The sequence below is a fragment of the Serratia sp. CY47444 genome (genome assembly GCF_052168635.1).
GTDB classification, from domain to species: Bacteria; Pseudomonadota; Gammaproteobacteria; order Enterobacterales; family Enterobacteriaceae; genus Serratia; species Serratia bockelmannii.
The window spans coordinates 73,087-95,197 of sequence record NZ_JBJNMH010000009.1 but is presented as its reverse complement, the minus strand read 5'-3'; the positions used below and the strand labels follow the sequence as shown (position 1 = coordinate 95,197).

The following is a 22,111-nucleotide window of genomic DNA, read 5'->3' as shown; positions in this document are numbered from 1 at the left end:
AACAGGATTCGATATTTTTTTCTAAGCTGCCTGTACGGCAGTGCACTGAGCTCATCGGCACTGCGCTGGGCTGGGTATTTTCTAAGCTGCCTGTACGGCAGTGCACGTCTGGCGAGCCAAGAGACTACTCCCCAGTCATTTCTAAGCTGCCTGTACGGCAGTGCACCAGCGTCGCCCAGGTGTTGCATTGCGTGATTTTTTCTAAGCTGCCTGTACGGCAGTGCACTTCAACAGCTATCAGGCAAATTAGGTTTCTCATTTCTAAGCTGCCTGTACGGCAGTGCACGGGTTGGTGATGCCAACCGCAGACATTCCGCCTTTCTAAGCTGCCTGTACGGCAGTGCACATGCGCTGGACGGGCTAACAGACGACGAAAGCTTTCTAAGCTGCCTGTACGGCAGTGCACAAAAAGGAGTGTGGCCAGAGGGGAAGCTTTGGTTTCTAAGCTACCTGTACGGCAGTGCACCGGACATGTTCGCAATGTAAGCCTCGACGATGTTTCTAAGCTGCCTGTACGGCAGTGCACTCACAGGTCAGTTATTCCAGTGCCCGGGCATCTTTCTAAGCTGCCTGTACGGCAGTGCACACTCAAATAGACCCGCAACGCGGTACCAAAATTTTCTAAGCTGCCTGTACGGCAGTGCACCGCTTTAACCGTATCTAAATCGGTCGTATTTGTTTCTAAGCTGCCTGTACGGCAGTGCACAAAATGGGCGTCAGCGATGCCGATAAGGTCAATTTCTAAGCTGCCTGTACGGCAGTGCACTGATTAAGATGGCTGATAACGCCAATGATGAATTTCTAAGCTGCCTGTACGGCAGTGCACACTTGGTTCATGCCGTCCAGGGCGGGGTTGTTTTTCTAAGCTGCCTGTACGGCAGTGCACAGTGACGATAGCCATTATTGCATTTCCTTCTTTTTCTAAGCTGCCTGTACGGCAGTGCACCGTTGCATATTAGCGCTAGTCAGCTGATTGATGGAGGAAAATCAAATTACCCGTCTAAAAAGCCTTTTTTAAAACGTTTAAAAATATTATTTTAAATCAATAAATTAAAAATGGTATTCAAAAAAGGGTTCGGCAATCAAGAATGGAATAAGGTGACATTTCTAAATTTTAGGGGGAATTATAGGTTCCCTCTTTGGTATCACCATCCGTCTCACTGCGACGCAGAGACACGACAGATGAACTGAATTGTTCACTCAAACAGCTGAGCAAAATACAAAAAGAGCGGCTGGTGAATCACCCGCCGCTGTCGTTGGCGTATCTATTGCCGGTCGTTAAAAGCGATTAAACGGCGCCGAAAAAGCCACTTCGCCGCTGACGCCATTCAGGGCGTCTTCCGCCAGCGGATACACCTGGAACGCGCTTTCCGTGTCCGGCCAGCGGCAGTTCAGGCCATAGGTGGCGGCCGGTTTAAAGCCGAAGCGGCCGTAGTAGGCCGGATCGCCCAGCACCACCACCGCGGCGTAGCTGAATTCGTTCAGCGAATCCAGGCCTTCGTACACCAGCTTTTCAGCCAGCCCCTGGCGGCGCAGGCTTTCGTCTACCGCCAGCGGCGCCAGCGCCACCCATTGGCGGTCTTCGCCGGCCACGTCTACCGGGCTGAACGCGGCGTAACCCACTACCCCGCCTTCGTCGTCAGTGGCGACCACGCCCAGCGTCAGCAGGCCGTCTTCGCGCAGCTGCTGCACCAGATCGGCTTCGTCGTCGCGGCCAAAGGCGCGGCGCAGCAAGGTGTCGATGCCCGCCGCGTCTACCGGGATCTCTACGCGGATCAGCATGATACCGCCACACGGGAAGCCGACGCCGTGCCCTCCTGCAACCCTTTTTCGACAAAATCAGCCAACTGCAACAGCCCCATGCGCAGCGGCGCAGGCATGCTTTCCAGCTCGATGGCGTCCATCAAATTTTTCACATACAGGCCCAATTCGGTATCCCCTTCAATCTGCAGCCGACGCTGAAAGAACAGCGTATCCGGATCTTGCTTGCGCGCCGCGATCAGGATCAGATCGTTGGCATCGCCGCTGAAGCTGACGTCCGCTTCGGCGTGCTGGCTGACCACCAGTTTGTCGTTTTCTACCGTCATAAACCATTGTAGCGCCAGATCGCGAACTTCGATCTTCAGCCAACGCGATTCGAGAAACTCCAGATCCCCATCCGCCAATGCCTGGCGGAACTGCCAGCTCAGCACCTGTTGCAGCAGCTGACGCTGCAGAGCGAACGGCGTGAATTTCAGCGGGATGCGCAGCAGCGACGGCCCCTGGCGCACAAGGCGTGCTCGTAGTTGTTCCAACACGGTCATCCACTCCTTTTAATACGGACTACCGCTATTTTGCCACACTGACGCGCGGCTTCAGCGGTCTATATCAACAAATAGTGCATTTCACCGCCATGTTTATCAATACGCCATAAGCTGCCTCAAATCAAAACCTGTGTGTGCCCCATTGCCTAAAATGACCTCCCCGATTCGCATTTGCCGGCGGAACACCGCCGCCGGCAACCTTTAAAGACAGCGTGCGCCCGGCCGGGCGCACGGCTAAGCCAGGATAAATCTATGGAGCTGCTTTGTCCCGCCGGCAACCTGCCGGCCCTGAAGGCCGCGGTGGATAACGGCGCCGATGCCGTTTACATCGGTCTGAAAGACGATACCAACGCGCGCCACTTCGCCGGCCTTAACTTCACCGAGAAAAAGCTGCAGGAAGCGGTCGATTACGTGCATCGCCACGGCCGCAAACTGCATATCGCCATCAACACCTTCGCCCATCCCGACGGCTACGCCCGCTGGCAGCGCGCGGTGGATATGGCGGCCCAGCTGGGCGCCGACGCCCTGATTCTGGCGGATCTGGCAATGTTGGAATACGCCGCCCAACGCTACCCGCAGCTGGAACGCCACGTTTCGGTGCAGGCTTCCGCCACCAACGAGGAAGCGATCCGTTTTTACCAGCGCAACTTCGAGGTCGGCCGGGTGGTGCTGCCGCGCGTGCTGTCGATGCATCAGGTGAAACAGCTGGCACGCACCAGCCCGGTGCCGCTGGAAGTGTTCGCCTTCGGCAGCCTGTGCATCATGGCCGAGGGGCGCTGCTATCTCTCTTCCTACCTGACCGGCGAGTCGCCGAACACCGTCGGCGCCTGTTCGCCGGCGCGGTTCGTGCGCTGGCAGCAAACCCCGCAGGGCATGGAGTCGCGCCTGAACGACGTGCTGATCGACCGCTATCAGGATCATGAAAACGCCGGTTACCCGACGCTGTGCAAGGGCCGCTATCTGGTGGACGACGTGCGCTACCACGCGCTGGAAGAGCCCACCAGCCTCAATACGCTGGAGCTGCTGCCGGAACTGCTGGCCGCCAACATCGCCTCGGTGAAGATCGAAGGCCGCCAGCGCAGCCCGGCTTACGTCAGCCAGGTGGCGCGCGTCTGGCGCCAGGCGATCGACCGTTGCCAGGCCGATCCGTCCGCCTACCGCGCCGACGCCGCCTGGATGGAGACGCTGGGCGCGATGTCCGAGGGCACCCAGACCACGCTGGGCGCCTATCACCGCAAATGGCAGTAGCCGGAGGAAACATGAAATATGCACTGGGGCCGGTACTCTACTACTGGCCGAAAAATGACATCGCGGCGTTCTATCAACAGGCGGCGGAGAGTAACGCCGACATCATTTATCTCGGCGAGAGCGTCTGCACCAAGCGGCGCGAGATGAAGGTCGGCGATTGGCTGGCGCTAGCGCGCGAGATCGCCAGCAGCGGCAAGCAGGTGGTGATCTCCACGCTGGCGCTGCTGCAGGCGCCGTCCGAGCTGAATGAGCTGAAACGCTATGTGGAGAACGGCGAGTTCCTGTTTGAAGCCAACGATCTGGGCGCGGTCAACATGGCGGCGGAACGCGGTCTGCCGTTCGTCGCCGGCCATGCGCTGAACTGCTACAACGCCTATACCCTTCGCCTGCTGCGCCGCCAAGGCATGATGCGCTGGTGCATGCCGGTCGAGCTGTCGCACGACTGGCTGGCCAACCTGCTGGCACAGTGCGACGAGCTGGGCTTCCGCCACGACTTCGAGGTGGAGGTGCTGAGCTACGGCCATCTGCCGCTGGCCTATTCGGCGCGCTGCTTCACCGCCCGCTCGGAAAACCGCGGCAAGGACGAGTGCGAAACCTGCTGCATCAAGTATCCGCAGGGTCGCATGATGCGCTCCCAGGAACAGCAGCAGGTGTTCGTACTCAACGGCATCCAGACCATGAGCGGTTACTGCTACAACCTCGGCAACGAGCTGCCAAGCATGCAGGGGCTGGTGGACATCGTGCGACTGTCGCCGCAGGGCGCCGAGACGCTGGCACAGATCGACGCCTTCCGCGCCAACGAGCGCGGCGAGCAGCCGCTGGCCTTGACCAACCACGTCGACTGCAACGGCTACTGGCGCCGCGTGGCGGGGTTGGAGTTGGTGGGGTAATGCCCTCTTGTATTCAACAAATGGGTACCTATTGTGGTGCTCATTAGATCTGCCTGTACGGCAGTGAACGCGCAAGACCGATCAGCAGATCGCAGCGGACTTTTCTAAGCTGCCTGTACGGCAGTGAACATACCGGCATTTTTCGCCACCGGTGCGGCATATTTCTAAGCTGCCTGTACGGCAGTGAACTCCACGGTCAGCTTGAAGTAAGTACACTCGGTTTTCTAAGCTGCCTGTACGGCAGTGAACTTGCCGCTGTACCGGCGACAGAATTACTTGCTTTTCTAAGCTGCCTGTACGGCAGTGAACTGATGAATGGCTCAGTCATCGATCGCCAAACGTTTCTAAGCTGCCTGTACGGCAGTGAACGCGACTCATTTGCGATACTGAGCCATCCCGCATTTCTAAGCTGCCTGTACGGCAGTGAACTAGTACGAGACAGACCACAGACAAATAGCCAGTTTCTAAGCTGCCTGTACGGCAGTGAAATTATTCCTGTTGGCCCCTAAACAGGGGACGATTTTCTAAGCTGCCTGTACGGCAGTGAACATTGATTCCCAAACAGATCGCCAGCTGTGTCTTTTCTAAGCTGCCTGTACGGCAGTGAACTGGGCAATGTTCGGTCGTTGGGTCAGCGTTAGTTTCTAAGCTGCCTGTACGGCAGTGAACTAGATTCCTTGTCGAAGCTCAGCATGCTGTCATTTCTAAGCTGCCTGTACGGCAGTGAACTTTGAGGTGGTTGATTGATAACTTGCTGCTGATTTCTAAGCTGCCTGTACGGCAGTGAACGTCATCGCCAGGCCGACCAGATACGGGCCGTTTTTCTAAGCTGCCTGTACGGCAGTGAACCCGGATAACCACTGGCGCTATATCACCACTGTTTTCTAAGCTGCCTGTACGGCAGTGAACTTCTTCTGGCGCTGGGTGAGGGAGAGTTTGGCTTTCTAAGCTGCCTGTACGGCAGTGAACTCCCAATTCGCACAGATTTAGTAACGCCCGCTTTTCTAAGCTGCCTGTACGGCAGTGAACCCCTTTACGCTCGTTAGGAAGCTTATCCACTCTTTCTAAGCTGCCTGTACGGCAGTGAACATTTACGAACCTTTGAGAAAGTTAAAGGGTCGGTTTCTAAGCTGCCTGTACGGCAGTGAACTTCACCGGCACCAGCCCGCCGGCGGTGCCGGCTTTCTAAGCTGCCTGTACGGCAGTGAACGCAAACGCAGACCGGAACACGCCCCACAGCTTTTTCTAAGCTGCCTGTACGGCAGTGAACGCGCTAAAGCAAGCGCAAAACGCCGGGCTACGTTTCTAAGCTGCCTGTACGGCAGTGAACACCTGGTGGCTGCTGAGCAATTCCGCCTGTATTTTCTAAGCTGCCTGTACGGCAGTGAACAGTTAGCAAGTGATTCTAACCTGCTGAGAAAAAAAGATAATCGGCCGTTACTCACCCAAAAACCCTTTTTCCGGCAGAGAATGCATTTTATTGAAATTAAAAGCATTAATTTTAGTCACCAAAAAAGGGTCAATGAGGGGATCAACTCGCCCGCCGTTTCCTGAACATCCCGCGCAGCGCCACGCTGTTGCGCAAGAAGCCGACGCCGAAGCCCAGTAGGGTGTAGACCACGCCGAGTATCAGCATCATCACCACGTCGCCCCACACTTCATTCAGCGACAGCCCCATCTGGTTGACGCCGGCGATCGCCTTGGTGCCCCAGGTGGAGGGAATGCTGTACGAGATGGCGCGCACCCAGGCCGGCATCGACTGCAGTGGCCAGATGGTGCCGGACAGGTAGAAGACCGGCGTCGTGATGAACGCCAGCGTCAGGTAGATCATCTCGACGCTGCGCAGGCACTCGGTCACCAGCTTGCCCAGCCCCAGTACCGCCAGCAGGAACGGGAAGGTCAGCAGCAGCAGTTCGGCGATGTTCGCCGTCTGCCGATAGCCCAATACCCACGGCCACAGCACGAACAGCACGATCGACAGGAACAGCCAGATCGGCAGCAGCGCCGTCAGCCCGCCGAGGTGCGCCGCCAGCGGCGCTTTGCCGCCGGGCATGCTCTTCATGGCGATATTGACGCGGATACAGGCGATCAGCAGCGAGTGCTGCAACAGCATCACCAACAGGCCGGGAAAGATGATCGCCGCGAAGCTGATGCCGGGGTTAAACACGTCCAGCGTTTGCCCCAGTATCGGCGTCAGCAGTATCTGCGCCTGCCGTTCGCTGAAACCGCTGCGCAGCAGCAGCCCGTTGTTGTACTCCGTCAGCAGCTGCTGATAGGCCGCCACCACGTCCTGTTGGATCTGGCCGTTGGCCAGACGGTTGGTGGCGTCGCCGTACACCGGCACCACGATGTTCTGCCCGCTGAGGATCTTCTTCTCCAGATCCACCGGCATGATGATCACCGCAAACAGCTTGCGCCAGCTGAGATCGCGCTGTGCCTGTTCCAGGCTGTCGTAGGTTTCAATCGCTATCTTGGAGGTGGCGTCCAGTTGGCGGATCAGCTGGCGGCTGGCGGTGCTGTGGTCCTGATCGACCACCCCCACCGGCAGATCCCACACCGTGCGGTTGGCGTACACCAGGCTCATGATGCACAGCGACAGGATCAGCATCAGCCACACCGGCCGCTCCAGCATGCCGAGCAACACCTTAACGAAGGTTTGCCAATAGAGCTTCATCCGGCGTTCCCCTCTTTTGCCAGCCGCGCCGGCAGGCGATTGCGCACCAGCAGCGCGGCCACCAGCGGATAGACCGCCAGCAGCGCGCACACGCTGAAGATGGCGCTGGCGTGCACCTGCCGCAGGAACACGTCGAACATCGCGTACAGCGCGTGGGTCAGCGGTTCGATGTTGGAAATGATGCGCGCCGGCAGCGGCATCGACAGCTCAGGCACCGCCATGCCGGAGAAGGTCATCGCGATACTGACCAAAATACCAATCAGGCTGTAGGCGGTGATGGTGCTGCCGGTAAAGGTGTACAGCAGCAGGCCGATGCTCTGCGCCGCCATCACGTAGAACAGGCCGATCATCAGCATAAACAGCGGATTGCCGCTGACGCGGGCGTCAAAGATACCCACCAGCGCCGCGATCTCCACCATCAGCAGGGTGGTGAAACACAGCGTGTACGGTGCCAGCTTGCCGAGCAGCGCCAGGCTGAACGGCTTGGCCTGCAGCAGCGACTTGCTGCGCGCCAGCACGTAGATCATGCAGGTCACCGCGAACAGCTGCAGCAGGTGGATGGTGGCGGCGAACTGCTGGTAATAGATATAGCTGCCGCTGGCGTTGAACAGGCTGCCGTAGGAGAGCGTCACGTCCGCCAACGGCGGCAGCGTTTTACCCATCTCGGTGGCGATGATGCTGCGGGTGCTGGCGTTGATTTCGTTCATCAGGCCGCCAAAGTCCTGGGTGGAGTACAGCCCGGCACCGTAGAACAACGCATTGTAGTACATCACTACGCTAGGCTGTTTGCCCGACAGCGCGTTGGCCTCAAAGTCCGGCGGGATATACAGCAACGCGTAATCCTGCGCGCTGCGCAGGCGGCTCAGCGACTCCGGCAGCCCGCCGCCATATGCCTCGACGTGGGCGTGCGAGCCGGCGTCCAGCCGCCGCGTCAGCGATTTGGACAGCGGGCTGTGATCGCTGTCCACCACCGAGACCGGCAGATCGAGCAGCGTGCCTTCGGAGAAGTTGCTGCTGATCAGCGCAAACAGGATCAGCGGAAAGATCCAGCTCAGCCAGTGCACCACCGGGCTGCGAAAGGCGACGCGACACTCTTTGTCGAACGCGTGACTGAAGCAGCGCCAGCCGGCCCTTACTCTTTCCATTGCCATAAGGTGCTCATCCCCGGACGCAGGCCGTCCACCGGCTGTGACGGATACAGGCGCACTTCGAAGGTTTTCAGGTCGAAGTCGCCAGTGGCGCGGGTGGCGCGTTTGGTGGCGTAATCCCCCAGCGGCGCGATGTAGCGCACCTCGGTGTCGATCATTTTGTCCTTCAGCGCCGGCACCCGCAGCGTGACCTTGTCGCCTTTGCGCACGTGGGCCAGGATGTCTTCACGCAGGTTAAACACGAAGTAGGCGTCCGGCACCCGGATCAACGTCACCAGCGGGCTGCCGGCGTTCAGCAATTCGCCCACTTCGGCCGGGATCGGCCCCACTTCGCCGTCCACCGGCGCTTTCACCTGCAGATCGTCGCTCTGCGCCTGGATCTGCAGCAGATTCTCTTCCGCCGCCCGCAGCGCCGCCGCATATTGCTGCCGCTGCTCGACGCGGTCGCCGTTAATGCCTTCATCCAGATTGGCCTTGGCGGCCTGCACCTGTTGGAAGGCGGTGTCGCGCGACCGGCGCGAAGCGTCCAGCTCGGACTTCGAGATATAGCCCTTGCCGGCCACGCTCAGGTTGCGGTTGTAGTCGTTTTGCGCATTGCGGTACTGCGCCTCGGCCTGCGCCAGGTTGGCGCGCAGGTTGCGGATGCTCTCTTCACGGGTGCCGTGCAGCGACAGCTCAAGCTGCGCCTTGGCCTCGTCGCGCGTCGCCTGTGCGGAACGCAGCTGCGCCATCAGTTCGGGGCTATCGAGTTGAATGATCAGTTGGCCGCTTTTCACGTCGTCGCCGCGTTCGATCAGGCGTTCAACGACCCGGCCTTTCGCCTTGGATGCGACGATCACTTCGGGGGCATCCACTTCACCCTGCAGCAACAGATCCTGATTGTGCGCGCGGAACAGGATCGCCAATGCGATCGCCGCCAACATCAGCAACAGGGTAAACAGCGTCTTTTTTTTCATTATGTCAGCTCCCGGAACGGTAAGCGGCGGGCGGGGATCATCATTTCCATGTCTCAAATTGCTCCAAAAAACACCATTGCTCTCATGAGGATATCACAAGCACATATCTCCTCTTTTATAACTATAAATTGGATTATGCTTTTAACACTAAAAAGCATCTTTTTTCGGCTTTTTGGTATGCAGACTCCTGCAATCGCCCTTTAAGCGATCCACTCTCTGATGGACGATGTCATGACTGAACACACTGCGGTACCGCTGTCGGTACTGGATTTATCGCCAATCCCGCAAGGGGCCAAAGCGCGCGACGCTTTCCACTGTTCGCTGGACTTAGCGCAGCACGCCGAACGCTGGGGCTACCAGCGCTACTGGCTGGCCGAGCACCACAACATGACCGGCATCGGCAGCGCCGCCACCTCGGTGCTGCTGGGCTATCTGGCCGCCGGCACCCAAAGCATTCGCCTCGGCTCCGGCGGTGTGATGCTGCCGAACCATGCGCCGCTGGTGATTGCCGAGCAGTTCGGCACGCTGGAGTCGCTCTACCCAGGGCGCATCGATTTGGGGTTGGGCCGCGCGCCCGGCACCGATCAGCGCACCATGATGGCGCTGCGCCGCCACCTGTCCGGCGACGTGGATACCTTCCCGCGCGACGTGCAGGAACTGCAAAACTATTTCTGCGATGCGCAGCCCGGCCAGCCGGTGCAGGCGGTGCCGGGCCAGGGGCTGCACGTGCCGCTCTGGCTGCTCGGTTCCAGCCTCTACAGCGCGCAGCTGGCGGCGCAGCTCGGCCTGCCGTTCGCCTTCGCCTCGCACTTCGCCCCGGATATGCTGTTCCAGGCGCTGCAGCTGTACCGCGAGAACTTCAAACCGTCCAAACAGCTGGCGCAGCCGCACGCCATGGTGTGCGTCAACGTGATCGCCGCCGAGAGCGACAGCGATGCACGCTTCCTGTTCAGCTCGATGCAGCAGCAGTTCATCAATCTGCGCCGCGGTTCGCCCGGTCCGCTGCCGCCGCCAGTGGATAACATCCACGCGCTGTGGACCGCCGGTGAACAATACGGCGTCGAACAGGCGCTGCGGATGTCGATCGTCGGCGATGAAAAAACGGTGCGCCACGGGCTGCAAACGCTGCTGCGTGAAACCGATGCCGACGAGATCATGGTCAACGGCCAGATTTTCGATCACCAGGCGCGGCTGCGTTCGTTCGAGATTGTTGCCGGCGTGAAGGGCGACATCGTGAAGGGATAAAAAGCGAAAAGACGGTGGGGAACCCCACCGCCTCGGCGTTAACGCTGGATCAGGTAGCGGATGGTCGGCCCGTCCTGCTGGATATCCAGCACCTTGTAGCCGTGGTTGCGCGCATCAAGCGGGATGTTGTTGATCGACTGCGGGCAATCGCTGATCACCTCCAGGATCTCCCCCGGTTTCAACTGCGGCATCGCCTCCAGCGTCGCCACCGCCGGGTACGGGCAAGGCTCGCCCAGCATGTCCAGCCGGTAGTCCGGCACTATCGTCGTCGCTTTCATGGCATGCTCCTCAAATTCACCACCTGCGCCTCAGGCCGGGCGCGGAAAAAGCGTTTCTCCCACCACAGCATGGCGGCGAAGGCCAGCGCCAGCAGCAGGTAAGTCACCAGCAGGCCGCCGATCGGGCCGAAGGTGTCGAGCAGGTTGATCTTGTCGTAGTCGGTCGCCAGCGCCGGCGCCAGATCGTCCCAGTAATAGGCCAGCAGCGTAGCGCCGATGATGTTGCCCAGCCCCACCCACCAGTAGTGCACCTGCCCTTCCACCGCGCGGTACATCCAGCCGGTTTCGCAACCGCCAGCCAGCACGATGCCGAAGCCGAACAGCAAGCCGCCCAGCACCGCATTCGGGCCGGCCCACATGATCTTCGGCGCCACGCCGAGCTGCACGTAGCTGAAGATGCCGATGGCGCTCACCGCCATGCCGATGATGATGGCTTTCGCCATGTGAGTGCGGCCGGTGATCCACAGATCGCGGAACGCCGAGGTGAAGCAGATCTGCGCGCGTTCGATCAGCAAACCGAAGCCGATACCGAACAGCATGGCGATGCCGAGCTTCGGCGCATCGAAAAGCGTCCACAGCGACCAGGCCACCGCTAGGCCGAAGACCGCCATGCCCAGCCGGAAGCGGCGGCGCGCCTGCTCAGGCTTCTGCGTCAACGGCGCGGCGGACTTCACCTTTTGCAATTTGACCGGGATGCGGAACATCGGCAACAGCGTGAATTTGGCGCCGAAGTAGGAGCCGGCGGCGGTCGCCAGCGCGAAGAACCAGGCATGCAGCGAGAACTGCGGGATGCCGGTGAAAAACGCTGCCAGGTTACAGCCCATCGCCAGGCGCGCGCCGAAACCGGCGATGATGCCGCCCAGCAGCGCCTGTACGATGCGAATGCGGTGCTGCGGCTGGCGCAGCTTGATGTTGTTGGCCCACAGCGCGGCGGCGGTGCAGCCGGCGAACATGCCGATGATCATGCGCCCGTCGATGCGTTCCAGCGGCGTGCCCTGCAGGCCGATAACCTTGAAATAGCCCCACTGCTCGGGGTGCAGGCCGAACCACTGCAGCACATGGCCGCCCCAGCGGGTGAATTCCCCGGTCACCGCCCAGAAGGTGCCGGTCATGCCGAAGTAGTAGGTAGAAAGGATCCCGGCAGCGATCACCGCCGGCAGCGGCGCCCAAAAGCGCACCAGGTATTGAGATTTGAACTGCTGCCAACTCATGGCATCTCCCGTGCATATCATCCATAAGAAAAAACCTTATGAATGATACGCCATTCAGGGGCGTTTGACGGCAATTTTCAGGCATAAAAAAACCAGCCCGCAGGCTGGTTTTTCAGAGCGCTTCACCGCGAACGGTGAATCAGCGATTACGCGTCGCCGAAACGACGACGTGGTGCTGCCGGTGCGCTGTCATCACGGCGTGGCGCCGGCTTGCCGTCACGGTTGTAGTTACCGCCACGACGCTCGCCGCCGTTACCGCCTTCGCGACGTTCTCCGAAGGAACGACGTGGGCCGCCTTCGCGACGTTCACCGTTGAACGGACGGCCGTTACCGTTGCCACGACGCTCGCCACCGTTGCCACCGTCACGACGCTCGCGACGTTCGAACGGCTGTGCATCGCCCAACAGCTGCATGTTCATCGGCTTGTTCAGGATGCGAGTGCGAGTGAAGTGATTCAGGATCTCGCCCGGCATGCCTTTTGGCAGCTCGATGGTGGAGTGGGAAGCGAACAGCTTGATGTTACCGATGTAACGGCTGCTGATGTCGCCTTCGTTAGCGATAGCGCCAACGATATGACGGACTTCTACGCCATCGTCGCGGCCCACTTCGATGCGGTACAGCTGCATTTCGCCAACGTCACGACGTTCGCGACGCGGACGGTCGCCGTCACGGCTATCGCGACGGTCGCCACGATCACCGCGGCGATCGTCACGGTCGTTGAACTCACGGCGCTGGCGCGGTTTGAAGACCGGATCCGGCGGCAGGATCAGCGGACGTTCGCCCTGAGCCATTTTCAGCAGCGCTGCGGCCAGGGTTTCCATATCCAGCTCTTCTTCCGGCTGCAGTTTGGTCAGCAGTGCGCGGTACAGATCCAGATCGCTGCTTTCCAGCTGCTGCTGAACTTTCGCAGCGAACTTGGCCAGACGACGCTCGCCCAGCAGTTCTGCGTTTGGCAGCTCCACTTCAGGGATGGTCAGCTTCATGGTGCGTTCGATGTTGCGCAGCAGGCGGCGTTCGCGGTTTTCCACGAACAGCAGCGCACGGCCGGCGCGACCCGCACGGCCGGTACGGCCGATACGGTGAACGTAAGACTCGGAGTCCATCGGGATGTCATAGTTGACAACCAGGCTGATGCGCTCAACGTCCAGGCCGCGGGCCGCAACGTCGGTCGCGATCAGGATATCCAGACGACCGTCTTTCAGGCGCTCCAGGGTCTGCTCACGCAGCGCCTGGTTCATGTCGCCGTTCAGCGCGGCGCTGCTGTAACCGCTGCGCTCCAGCGCTTCGGCCACTTCCAGGGTCGCGTTCTTGGTACGAACGAAGATGATCGCCGCGTCAAAGTCTTCGGCTTCCAGGAAACGCACCAGCGCTTCGTTTTTACGCATGCCGTAGACCGACCAGTAGCTCTGGCTGATGTCCGGACGGGTGGTCACGCTGGACTGGATGCGCACTTCCTGCGGCTCTTTCATGAAGCGGCGGGTAATGCGACGGATCGCTTCCGGCATGGTGGCGGAGAACAGCGCGGTCTGATGTTCTGCCGGGATCTCAGCCATGATGGTTTCTACGTCTTCGATAAAGCCCATGCGCAGCATTTCGTCGGCTTCATCCAGCACCAGACCGCTCAGGTTAGAGAGGTTCAGGGTGCCGCGCTTCAGGTGGTCCAGCAGACGACCTGGGGTACCCACAACGATTTGCGGGCCCTGGCGCAGAGCGCGCAGCTGTACGTCGTAACGCTGGCCGCCGTACAGGGCTACCACGTTGACGCCGTTCATGTGTTTGGAGAAATCGGTCATCGCTTCGGCAACCTGAACCGCCAGTTCGCGGGTCGGTGCCAGCACCAGGATCTGAGGTGCTTTCAGGTCTGCCTGCAGGTTGTGCAGCAGCGGCAGCGAGAACGCTGCGGTTTTACCACTACCGGTCTGTGCCATGCCCAGCACGTCGCGGCCGTTCAACAGGTGAGGAATACACTCAGCCTGGATCGGAGATGGTTTTTCATAGCCCAGATCGTTCAGGGCGGAAATGATTGGAGCAGACAGCCCCAGATCAGCAAAAGAGGTTTCAAACTCAGTCGTCATGTACACGTGCCTCATTAATAATGGCAGCCAGTCTACATAACTCGTCGAGAAAATTTTCAGTCATTTTCATTGAAAAGTGTGAACCGGCTCAAATTAGATTATAAAACGAACAAAAAAGCCCTCGCCCGTTAAGGCGATAACTTTGGTTAAAAACCAATGTTCATCAGGCTGATAGGTGTTCGTCAGCTATTGCTGGTCCGATTCCGATAGGTCGTCTTGCTCTTGGCCCAAAAGCGCCAATTCCAACAATGCATAGCGGTGCTCAACGAAGTTGTGAACGTTGTTAGACACCGTCAGTTTGAACAGCGCCGAAGCGGTGTCCTTGTCCCCCAGACTCAGGTAGTGTTTACCCAAATAGAAGTCAGTTTCACTGAGATGCTCAGCGAGCGAAGTGTTATCCGTTGCATCTGCCTTGAGGCGTTCCATCAGCGTTTTTTCGCTGATCTTGCCCAGGTAGAATTCGACAATATTCCATCCCCATTGCCCTCTGTCCGATTTGTCATAGCGCTGCTGAAGCGCTACCTCGGCCTTCTTGGGATCGATTTCTCGCTCCACCAGATACAGCCATAACGAACGGAAGGGATCGTTTGGGTCGTCTTGATAAAACGCCTGCAGATCATCCTGCGCCAACGGGAAGCGGCCGCCATAATACAGTGCGATGCCCCGGTTTAAACGCGCGTAATTGTAAGTTGGATCAAGCTCTAGTACAGAATCAAACGCTTCATAGGCAGCATCAAAATTGCCTGCCTGCGTTAAGTAAATGCCCAGGTAGTTGAAAACTTCCGGCATGTCGGGACGTATCGCCAGCGCCTGCGAGAAATCATTGCGCGCTAATGCACGTAACCCGAGGCTATCATACAGCACACCGCGCTCATATAAAAGCTGTGCGCGTTCGTCATCCGTCAGTGCCCGGCTGGCAAGAATTTGTTCCATGCGCGCCAGGATCACTTCCTGCTGCAACGTAGGCTGCAACGGGATTGCCAAAACTTCGTCTTTACGCCAATCATGGTTGCTGCATCCTGCCAGCATGAGTGCTGTCGCAACGTAACACCAGCGCAAGAAAGGCTTCATTTCCCACTCCCGAAGACAAACATTGGATGAACGTCCTGTCCTCCGTTTGCTAAAACGCGGGTATCCTACCCGCGCGATACGAACAGCTCCCAACCCCATGGCGGGGAGCTGTAAAACTATCTATACAGTTATTCTGCTTCAGGCGCAGGTGAACCTGCTTCCGGCGCCATCGCTTCTTTGATGCTCAGACGCACGCGGCCCTGACGGTCAACTTCCAGTACCTTAACCGGCACTTCCTGACCCATCTGCAGATAGTCGGTCACTTTCTCAACGCGCTTGTCGGCGATCTGAGAAATGTGCACCAGACCTTCTTTACCACCGCCGATAGCGACGAATGCGCCGAAATCAACGATACGGGTCACTTTACCCTGGTAGATACGACCCACTTCGATCTCTGCCGTGATCTCTTCGATACGACGGATAGCGAATTTCGCCTTCTCACCGTCGGTCGCAGCGATTTTAACTGTACCATCATCTTCAATTTCGATGGTAGTGCCAGTCTCTTCGGTCAGTGCGCGGATAACGGAACCGCCCTTACCGATCACGTCTTTGATTTTATCCGGGTTGATGCGGATAGTATGAATACGCGGTGCGAATTCGGAGATATCGCCGCGTGGGGAGCTGATAGCCTGTTCCATCACGCCCAGGATGTGCAGACGCGCGCCCTTGGCCTGGTTCAGAGCCACCTGCATGATCTCGCGGGTGATGCCTTCGATTTTGATGTCCATCTGCAGCGCGGTGATACCGTCGCGGCTACCGGCCACTTTGAAGTCCATGTCGCCCAGGTGATCTTCGTCACCCAGAATGTCGGACAGAACCACAAAGTTATCGGCTTCTTTCACCAGGCCCATCGCGATACCCGCAACGGCAGCCTTGATTGGCACACCGGCGTCCATCAGCGCCAGAGATGCGCCGCACACGGAAGCCATGGAAGAAGAACCGTTGGATTCGGTGATTTCAGACACGACGCGAACCGTGTACGGGAAATCTTCCGGTTTAGGCATCATAGCCAATACGCCGCGTTTCGCCAGGCGACCGTGACCGATTTCACGACGCTTAGGAGAACCGACCATGCCGGTTTCGCCTACGGAGTACGGAGGGAAGTTGTAGTGGAACAGGAAGCTGTCGGTCTTCTCGCCCATCAGCTCGTCCAGGTTCTGTGCGTCGCGCGCGGTACCCAGGGTCGCGGTAACCAGCGCCTGAGTTTCGCCACGGGTGAACAGCGCGGAACCGTGGGTGCGCGGCAGTACGCCGGTGCGCACGTCCAGGCCACGGATCATGTCTTTTTCACGGCCGTCGATACGCGGCTCGCCACGCAGTACGCGGCTACGCACCACGTTCTTCTCGACGTTGCCCAGGATGTCCTGGATTTCGCCGGCGTCCAGCGTTTCGTCCTGCGCCAGCAGGGTTTCAACCACGCTGTCTTTGATCGCGTCAACCTGAGCGTAACGCTCTTGTTTTTCGGTGATGTGGTAAGCGTCGCCCAGGCGAGCTTCGGCCAGTTCAGCCACGCGCGCGTGCAGCGCTTCGTTGACCGCAGGGGCCTGCCAATCCCACTTCGGCTTGCCGGCTTCGGCAACCAGGGAGTTGATGTTTTCGATAACCACTTGCTGCTGGTCGTGGCCGAACACCACGGCGCCCAGCATCTGATCTTCGCTCAGCACTTCCGCTTCGGATTCAACCATCAGCACCGCGCCTGCAGTACCGGCAACCACCAGATCCAGACGGCTTTCTTTCAGCTCGTCAGTTGTCGGGTTCAGCACATACTGATCGTTGATGTAACCTACGCGCGCTGCGCCGATTGGGCCGTTGAACGGAATACCGGACAGGCTCAGGGCGGCAGAGGCGCCGATCATCGCGACGATGTCCGGGTTCACCTGCGGGTTAACGGAAACCACGGTCGCGATCACCTGAACTTCGTTCAGGAAGCTGTCCGGGAACAGTGGACGGATCGGACGGTCGATCAGACGGGAAGTCAGGGTCTCGCCTTCGCTCGGACGGCCTTCGCGACGGAAGAAGCTGCCCGGGATGCGGCCGGCGGCGTAAGTACGCTCTTGGTAGTTAACGGTCAGCGGGAAGAAGCTCTGGCCCGGCTTGGCTTTTTTCTGGCCAACGACGGTAACGAATACGGCGGTGTCATCCATGCTCACCATAACGGCGGCGGTGGCCTGACGAGCCATCATACCGGTTTCGATGGTGACGGTATGCTGGCCATACTGGAATTTGCGAATGATCGGTGTCAGCAAAATTATATCCTTGATTAGCGGCGCGCAATCGCATTGACGACTCGACACGCCTGTGACTCGATTTGCCTTCTCACTACATCCTCGCGACTAATGACAATCCTTATCTCAGGCAGGAGATAAAGCCTCTCATTAGCCGCGCGAACCTCTGTAACGGAAGAACCTGTTTGGAAACATCAGTAATACATTAACCTGATTTGCTTATGCTTCCTAGAAGAAAGGGGCCAAAATAGGCCCCTTTCCACTGAAACTTGCTAGATTAGCGACGCAGACCCAGACGCTCGATCAGGCTGGTGTAACGTGCTACATCTTTACGCTTCAGGTAGTCCAGCAGCTTACGACGCTGAGAAACCATACGCAGCAGACCACGACGGCTGTGGTGATCTTTTTTGTGCTCGGAGAAGTGGCCTTGCAGATGGTTGATCTGCGCAGTCAGCAGGGCAACCTGAACTTCGGTAGAACCGCTGTCGTTAGTACCACGACCGAAATCAGCTACGATTTGAGCTTTAGCTTCAACACTTAGAGACATTGTAATACTCCAGATTATAGATAATAAAAACAGGCGCCGATCTCTAATTCAGCAACCCAATGCATAAGCTGCGCCATTCTACTCTTAGCGCAGTGCGATCGCAAGGCGACGCAGTGCCCCGCCGTCAGTCGAAATGCTCGACCACCAGGCGGCGCGGCGCCACGCGACCATCTTCGGCGATGTCGCCAACGCCGATGAATTTTCGCTCTTCACCCTCGGTGATACGCACCAGGCCGGAAGCCGGCGCGCCGGCCACTTGCACCGGTTGCCCCTGCTTGACGTAACCCGCGACCACCGGCAGCAAATTCACTTCCGGATAGTTCTCAACCGGGCTGTCCATCGGCATCAGCAGCGGATCGAGCAGCTCGCCGGGCGCGATCGCTTGTTCCTGCGCCTGAGCCAGCAAGGCGTTCAGCTGTTCCAGCGTCACCATGCGCGCGATCGGATAAGTCGCCACCTGCAGGCGGCGCAGATAGATCACGTGCGCGCCGCAGCCCAGCAGCTCGCCGAGATCGTCGGTGATGGTGCGGATGTAGGTGCCTTTCGAGCAGTGGATCTCCAGCTCCAGCTCATCCCCTTCCCAGCGGATAAACTGCAGCTCGTACACCGTGATGCTGCGCGCTTCGCGCGGCACTTCAATCCCCTGGCGCGCATACTCGTAGAGTTTCTTGCCCTGGTATTTCAACGCCGAATACATCGACGGCACCTGCTGGATGTCGCCGCGGAAGGTGTCCAGCGCCGCATCGAGCTGCGCCTGGGTGAAATTCACCGGGCGCTCCTGCACGATCTGGCCGTCGGCGTCGGAGGTATCGGTGCGCTGCCCCAGCTTGGCGATCACCCGATAACGCTTGTCGGAATCGAGCAGGTATTGCGAAAACTTGGTCGCTTCGCCCAGGCAGATAGGCAGCATGCCGGTCGCCAACGGATCGAGCGCGCCGGTGTGGCCCGCTCGGTTGGCGTTGTACAGGCGTTTTACTTTTTGCAGCGCATCGTTGGACGACAACCCCTGCGGCTTGTCCAGCAACAGAACGCCGTGGATGTCACGGCCGCGGCGACGAGGGCGACTCATTAATCCTCCTTGTCATCGCCTGAGGCGGAACGGCGCTCGGCGTCGTTCTTCACCACGTTGGTCACCAGGTTGGACATGCGCATGCCTTCCACCAGGGAGTTGTCGTAGGCGAAGGTCAGCTCCGGCACCACGCGCAGGCGCATCGCTTTGCCCAGCAGGGTACGGATATAGCCGGAAGCGTCCTGCAACGCTTTGATGCCGTTGGTGACCAGATCCGGATCGTGGTTCTCGGTCAATACGTTCAGGAAGGTGACGTAAACCTTGGCATACGCCAGGTCGCGGGACACTTCCACGCCGGAAACGGTCGCCATGCCGACGCGCGGATCTTTAACTTCACGCTGCAGAATGATCGCAATCTCTTTCTGCATCTCTTGCGCCACACGTTGACCGCGGCTGAATTCTTTTGCCATTTTGGATTCTCCAGACAAATCGGGGGGCACAAAGGCCCCCCGTAAACAGATATAAGCAGATGTGCAATCGTTAAGCGATGGTGCGTTGGATCTCAATGATTTCGAACACTTCGATCATGTCGCCGACGCGCACGTCGTTATAGTTCTTAACGCCGATACCACATTCCATGCCGTTACGGACTTCGTTAACGTCATCTTTGAAGCGGCGCAGGGATTCCAGCTCGCCTTCATAGATAACCACGTTGTCGCGCAGTACGCGGATTGGGTTGTGACGCTTGATGGTCCCTTCGGTAACCATACAGCCGGCGATAGCGCCGAACTTAGGCGATTTGAACACGTCGCGCACTTCGGCCAGGCCGATGATCTGCTGCTTGTATTCCGGCGCCAGCATACCGCTCATCGCCTGCTTCACTTCGTCGATCAGGTTATAGATCACGGAGTAGTAACGCAGATCCAGGCTTTCCGCTTCGATCACGCGGCGCGCAGAAGCGTCGGCACGCACGTTGAAGCCCAGGATGATGGCGTTGGAAGCCGCAGCCAGCGTCGCGTCGGTTTCGGTGATCCCACCTACGCCGGAGCCGACAATCTTCACCTTCACTTCGTCGGTAGAGAGTTTCAGCAGCGAGTCGCTGATCGCTTCGCAAGAACCCTGCACATCGGACTTCAGTACGATGTTCAGCTCGGACACTTCGCCGTCGGTCATGTTGGCGAACATGTTTTCCAGCTTGGACTTCTGCTGACGCGCCAGTTTGACTTCGCGGAACTTGCCCTGACGATACAGCGCCACTTCACGCGCTTTCTTCTCGTCGCGCACCACGGTCGCTTCGTCACCCGCTGCAGGCACGCTGGACAGACCCAGGATTTCCACAGGGATAGACGGACCGGCAGAGGTCACTTCACGGCCCAGCTCGTCACGCATCGCACGCACACGGCCGTATTCGAAGCCGCACAGGACGATGTCGCCCTTGTTCAGCGTACCTTCCTGAACCAGTACGGTAGCCACTGGGCCACGGCCTTTATCCAGGAAGGACTCGATCACTACGCCGCTCGCCATGCCGCTGCGTACCGCTTTCAGTTCCAGAACTTCGGCCTGCAGCAGGATAGCCTGCAGCAGCTCGTCGATACCGGTACCGGCTTTCGCGGACACGTGAACGAACTGCGCTTCGCCGCCCCACTCTTCCGGCATAACGCCGTACTGAGACAGTTCCTGCTTAACGCGGTCCGGATCGGCTTCCGGCTTGTCGATTTTGTTCACCGCAACCACCAACGGCACCTGCGCCGCTTTCGCGTGCTGGATAGCTTCGATGGTCTGTGGCATCACGCCGTCGTCGGCCGCCACCACCAGAACCACGATGTCAGTCGCCTGAGCACCACGAGCACGCATCGAGGTAAACGCGGCGTGGCCCGGGGTATCCAGGAAGGTGATCATGCCGTTCTCGGTTTCTACGTGGTAGGCACCGATGTGCTGGGTAATGCCGCCGGCTTCGCCCGCCGCCACTTTGGTGGAGCGGATGTAGTCCAGCAGAGAGGTTTTACCGTGGTCAACGTGGCCCATGATGGTCACGACCGGCGCGCGCGGCTCAGCCGCAGCGCCCGTATCACGGTCGCTCATCAGCGCTTCTTCCAGCTCGTTTTCACGACGCAGAATAACTTTGTGGCCCATCTCTTCGGCAACCAGCTGCGCGGTTTCCTGGTCGATAACCTGGTTGATGGTGGCCATAGCGCCCAGCTTCATCATCACTTTGATGACCTGAGAACCTTTTACCGCCATCTTGTTGGCCAGCTCGGCCACGGTGATGGTTTCACCGATCACCACGTCACGGTTAACCACCTGCGCCGGCTTGTTGAAGCCCTGCTGCAGAGCGCTAGGCTTGCGTTTGCCTTTACCGCCACGGGTAACGGCACGCGCTTCTTCGCGATCCGCTTTGGATTCGGACAGCTTGTTGCCTTTCTTCTGCTTGGTCGCTTTGCCGCCGCGGGTGCGGCTACGACGATCGCCTTCAACTTTGGCGTCGTTTTCGTCTTCTGCGGCACGCGCATGCTGAGAAGTGGTCACGTGATAGTCGGCACTTTCAACCGCAGCGCTTGCCGCGTCGGCCTGGGCCCACTTCTCGCCGTTCTCTTCGGCCATGCGACGGGCTTCTTCCGCCACGCGCTTGGCTTCCTCTTCAACCTTGCGGCGCACTTCCTCTTCCGCTTTACGTTTCAGTTCAGCGGCTTCGGCTTCACGGCGTGCTTTTTCCGCCTGAGCTGGCTTGGTCATTTCGTCGGTATGTTGATTGGTCACTTTTTCTTTTTCCGCTGAATTACGCTTAGCAATCTCCGCGGCCTCACGTTTGGCTTGCTCTTCGGCTGCGCGCTTCGCTTCCGCTTCGCGTTTTGCGAGCTCTTCCGCTTCGCGCCGTGCCTGCTCTTCCGCTTCACGCTGTGCCTGCTCTGCCGCTTCAGCCAACTGGGCTTCCTGCGTATCGCGATTTACATAAGTGCGTTTCTTGCGGACCTCAATTTGCACCGATTTACTTTTACCGCCGGTGCTCGGGATATTCAAGGTGCTGCGCGTTTTGCGCTGCAAAGTGAGTTTACCCGGCGCGCTGCCGTGTTCACGGTTCAGGTGCGCCAGCAATGTTTCTTTTTCTTGCTGGGTAACAGAGTCCGACTCGGACTTGTTGATCCCTGCATCAGCAAACTGCTGTACCAGGCGATCAACCGGAGTCTGAATCTCTGCTGCCAGCGATTTTACGGTTACATCTGTCGTCATGCT

At 58.8% G+C, this 22,111-nt stretch carries 18 protein-coding genes and 2 CRISPR repeat arrays (1 of these 20 cut by a window edge); of the genes, 3 read left to right on the top strand and 15 right to left on the bottom strand.

Annotated features, from left to right (window positions below; translation table 11 throughout):
• Positions 1 to 946: a CRISPR direct-repeat array (repeat unit 28 nt; unit sequence TTTCTAAGCTGCCTGTACGGCAGTGCAC) (it extends 1,600 nt beyond the left edge of the window).
• 332 nt (positions 947 to 1,278) lie between these two features.
• Entirely contained in the window at positions 1,279 to 1,782 is a 504-nt protein-coding gene (locus ACJ8IL_RS13825) for a GNAT family N-acetyltransferase (protein WP_043139248.1), read from the bottom strand.
• Positions 1,776 to 2,297, bottom strand: a complete 522-nt coding sequence (ubiT, locus tag ACJ8IL_RS13820) for a ubiquinone anaerobic biosynthesis accessory factor UbiT (protein ID WP_025305082.1) — start codon at positions 2,295 to 2,297, stop codon at positions 1,776 to 1,778. Before ubiT ends, ACJ8IL_RS13825 begins: the two co-directional genes overlap by 7 nt.
• Before the next feature lie 258 nt (positions 2,298 to 2,555).
• Here ubiT and ubiU point away from each other — a divergent pair, with 258 nt between their 5' ends.
• Both ubiU and ACJ8IL_RS13810 read left to right on the top strand, forming a co-directional pair.
• Positions 2,556 to 3,551 carry a ubiquinone anaerobic biosynthesis protein UbiU gene (gene ubiU / locus ACJ8IL_RS13815; RefSeq protein WP_173888089.1) on the top strand — a complete coding sequence of 332 codons (996 nt, stop codon included), beginning with the start codon at positions 2,556 to 2,558 and terminating at the stop codon, positions 3,549 to 3,551.
• Positions 3,552 to 3,562: 11 nt separating this feature from the next.
• Positions 3,563 to 4,441, top strand: coding sequence for a U32 family peptidase (locus ACJ8IL_RS13810; protein WP_442516596.1), 879 nt, complete (start codon positions 3,563 to 3,565; stop codon positions 4,439 to 4,441).
• Between the two features lie 101 nt (positions 4,442 to 4,542).
• A CRISPR array of direct repeats spans positions 4,543 to 5,831; the repeat unit is 28 nt; unit sequence TTTCTAAGCTGCCTGTACGGCAGTGAAC.
• Positions 5,832 to 5,972: 141 nt separating this feature from the next.
• On the opposite strand, the gene ACJ8IL_RS13805 is transcribed toward ACJ8IL_RS13810, so the two are convergent.
• From ACJ8IL_RS13805 to ACJ8IL_RS13795, 3 genes are read right to left on the bottom strand one after another with little or no spacing between them, the layout of a single operon-like run.
• Entirely contained in the window at positions 5,973 to 7,115 is a 1,143-nt protein-coding gene (locus ACJ8IL_RS13805) for an ABC transporter permease (protein WP_043139253.1), read from the bottom strand.
• Positions 7,112 to 8,266, bottom strand: coding sequence for an ABC transporter permease (locus ACJ8IL_RS13800; protein ID WP_044029869.1), 1,155 nt, complete (start codon positions 8,264 to 8,266; stop codon positions 7,112 to 7,114). Before ACJ8IL_RS13800 ends, ACJ8IL_RS13805 begins: the two co-directional genes overlap by 4 nt.
• A complete protein-coding gene (locus ACJ8IL_RS13795; protein ID WP_025305060.1) occupies positions 8,248 to 9,219 on the bottom strand; it encodes an HlyD family secretion protein in 972 nt (323 codons plus the stop codon). Before ACJ8IL_RS13795 ends, ACJ8IL_RS13800 begins: the two co-directional genes overlap by 19 nt.
• Before the next feature lie 231 nt (positions 9,220 to 9,450).
• Between ACJ8IL_RS13795 and ACJ8IL_RS13790 the strand changes: the two genes are divergently transcribed.
• Positions 9,451 to 10,464, top strand: coding sequence for a luciferase-like monooxygenase (locus ACJ8IL_RS13790; RefSeq protein ID WP_025305059.1), 1,014 nt, complete (start codon positions 9,451 to 9,453; stop codon positions 10,462 to 10,464).
• 38 nt (positions 10,465 to 10,502) lie between these two features.
• On the opposite strand, the gene yedF is transcribed toward ACJ8IL_RS13790, so the two are convergent.
• The 10 genes from yedF to infB form a co-directional block, all read right to left on the bottom strand.
• On the bottom strand, positions 10,503 to 10,742 hold the full coding sequence (gene yedF / locus ACJ8IL_RS13785) for a sulfurtransferase-like selenium metabolism protein YedF (protein ID WP_033641662.1): 240 nt from the start codon (positions 10,740 to 10,742) through the stop codon (positions 10,503 to 10,505).
• Complete coding sequence (gene yedE / locus ACJ8IL_RS13780) at positions 10,739 to 11,953, bottom strand: selenium metabolism membrane protein YedE/FdhT (RefSeq protein WP_265536384.1); 1,215 nt, start codon at positions 11,951 to 11,953, stop codon at positions 10,739 to 10,741. Before yedE ends, yedF begins: the two co-directional genes overlap by 4 nt.
• Positions 11,954 to 12,099: 146 nt before the next feature.
• Positions 12,100 to 14,028, bottom strand: a complete 1,929-nt coding sequence (locus tag ACJ8IL_RS13775; protein ID WP_049208592.1) for a DEAD/DEAH family ATP-dependent RNA helicase — start codon at positions 14,026 to 14,028, stop codon at positions 12,100 to 12,102.
• Positions 14,018 to 14,092 carry a protein YrbN gene (gene yrbN, locus ACJ8IL_RS13770; RefSeq protein WP_223182019.1) on the bottom strand — a complete coding sequence of 25 codons (75 nt, stop codon included), beginning with the start codon at positions 14,090 to 14,092 and terminating at the stop codon, positions 14,018 to 14,020. Before yrbN ends, ACJ8IL_RS13775 begins: the two co-directional genes overlap by 11 nt.
• Positions 14,093 to 14,214: 122 nt before the next feature.
• Positions 14,215 to 15,099 (bottom strand): lipoprotein NlpI, encoded by an 885-nt coding sequence (gene nlpI / locus ACJ8IL_RS13765; RefSeq protein WP_025305056.1) that lies wholly within the window; start codon positions 15,097 to 15,099, stop codon positions 14,215 to 14,217.
• 128 nt (positions 15,100 to 15,227) lie between these two features.
• Positions 15,228 to 17,345 (bottom strand): polyribonucleotide nucleotidyltransferase, encoded by a 2,118-nt coding sequence (gene pnp, locus ACJ8IL_RS13760; RefSeq protein WP_025305055.1) that lies wholly within the window; start codon positions 17,343 to 17,345, stop codon positions 15,228 to 15,230.
• 256 nt (positions 17,346 to 17,601) lie between these two features.
• Positions 17,602 to 17,871: a 30S ribosomal protein S15 gene (gene rpsO / locus ACJ8IL_RS13755; protein WP_004933502.1), complete on the bottom strand. Its 270-nt coding sequence runs from the start codon at positions 17,869 to 17,871 to the stop codon at positions 17,602 to 17,604.
• A 124-nt stretch (positions 17,872 to 17,995) separates the two neighbouring features.
• A complete protein-coding gene (gene truB, locus ACJ8IL_RS13750) occupies positions 17,996 to 18,940 on the bottom strand; it encodes a tRNA pseudouridine(55) synthase TruB (protein ID WP_039567792.1) in 945 nt (314 codons plus the stop codon).
• Positions 18,940 to 19,350 (bottom strand): 30S ribosome-binding factor RbfA, encoded by a 411-nt coding sequence (gene rbfA / locus ACJ8IL_RS13745; protein WP_004933508.1) that lies wholly within the window; start codon positions 19,348 to 19,350, stop codon positions 18,940 to 18,942. The genes truB and rbfA overlap by 1 nt, the downstream gene beginning before the upstream one ends.
• Positions 19,351 to 19,420: 70 nt before the next feature.
• On the bottom strand, positions 19,421 to 22,108 hold the full coding sequence (gene infB / locus ACJ8IL_RS13740; RefSeq protein WP_004933511.1) for a translation initiation factor IF-2: 2,688 nt from the start codon (positions 22,106 to 22,108) through the stop codon (positions 19,421 to 19,423).
• Positions 22,109 to 22,111 lie beyond the last annotated feature (3 nt).

What these genes read in the sequence shown, in the direction of transcription:
- rbfA (WP_004933508.1), bottom strand. Translation starts at nt 19,350, where the DNA reads ATGGCAAAAGAATTCAGCCGCGGTCAACGTGTGGCGCAAGAGATGCAG.
- truB (WP_039567792.1), bottom strand. Translation starts at nt 18,940, where the DNA reads ATGAGTCGCCCTCGTCGCCGCGGCCGTGACATCCACGGCGTTCTGTTG.
- ACJ8IL_RS13805 (WP_043139253.1), bottom strand. Translation starts at nt 7,115, where the DNA reads ATGAAGCTCTATTGGCAAACCTTCGTTAAGGTGTTGCTCGGCATGCTG.
- rpsO (WP_004933502.1), bottom strand. Translation starts at nt 17,871, where the DNA reads ATGTCTCTAAGTGTTGAAGCTAAAGCTCAAATCGTAGCTGATTTCGGT.
- yedF (WP_033641662.1), bottom strand. Translation starts at nt 10,742, where the DNA reads ATGAAAGCGACGACGATAGTGCCGGACTACCGGCTGGACATGCTGGGC.
- ACJ8IL_RS13800 (WP_044029869.1), bottom strand. Translation starts at nt 8,266, where the DNA reads ATGGCAATGGAAAGAGTAAGGGCCGGCTGGCGCTGCTTCAGTCACGCG.
- ACJ8IL_RS13810 (WP_442516596.1), top strand. Translation starts at nt 3,563, where the DNA reads ATGAAATATGCACTGGGGCCGGTACTCTACTACTGGCCGAAAAATGAC.
- ACJ8IL_RS13825 (WP_043139248.1), bottom strand. Translation starts at nt 1,782, where the DNA reads ATGCTGATCCGCGTAGAGATCCCGGTAGACGCGGCGGGCATCGACACC.
- ACJ8IL_RS13775 (WP_049208592.1), bottom strand. Translation starts at nt 14,028, where the DNA reads ATGACGACTGAGTTTGAAACCTCTTTTGCTGATCTGGGGCTGTCTGCT.
- nlpI (WP_025305056.1), bottom strand. Translation starts at nt 15,099, where the DNA reads ATGAAGCCTTTCTTGCGCTGGTGTTACGTTGCGACAGCACTCATGCTG.
- ACJ8IL_RS13795 (WP_025305060.1), bottom strand. Translation starts at nt 9,219, where the DNA reads ATGAAAAAAAAGACGCTGTTTACCCTGTTGCTGATGTTGGCGGCGATC.
- ubiU (WP_173888089.1), top strand. Translation starts at nt 2,556, where the DNA reads ATGGAGCTGCTTTGTCCCGCCGGCAACCTGCCGGCCCTGAAGGCCGCG.
- yedE (WP_265536384.1), bottom strand. Translation starts at nt 11,953, where the DNA reads ATGAGTTGGCAGCAGTTCAAATCTCAATACCTGGTGCGCTTTTGGGCG.
- ACJ8IL_RS13790 (WP_025305059.1), top strand. Translation starts at nt 9,451, where the DNA reads ATGACTGAACACACTGCGGTACCGCTGTCGGTACTGGATTTATCGCCA.
- infB (WP_004933511.1), bottom strand. Translation starts at nt 22,108, where the DNA reads ATGACGACAGATGTAACCGTAAAATCGCTGGCAGCAGAGATTCAGACT.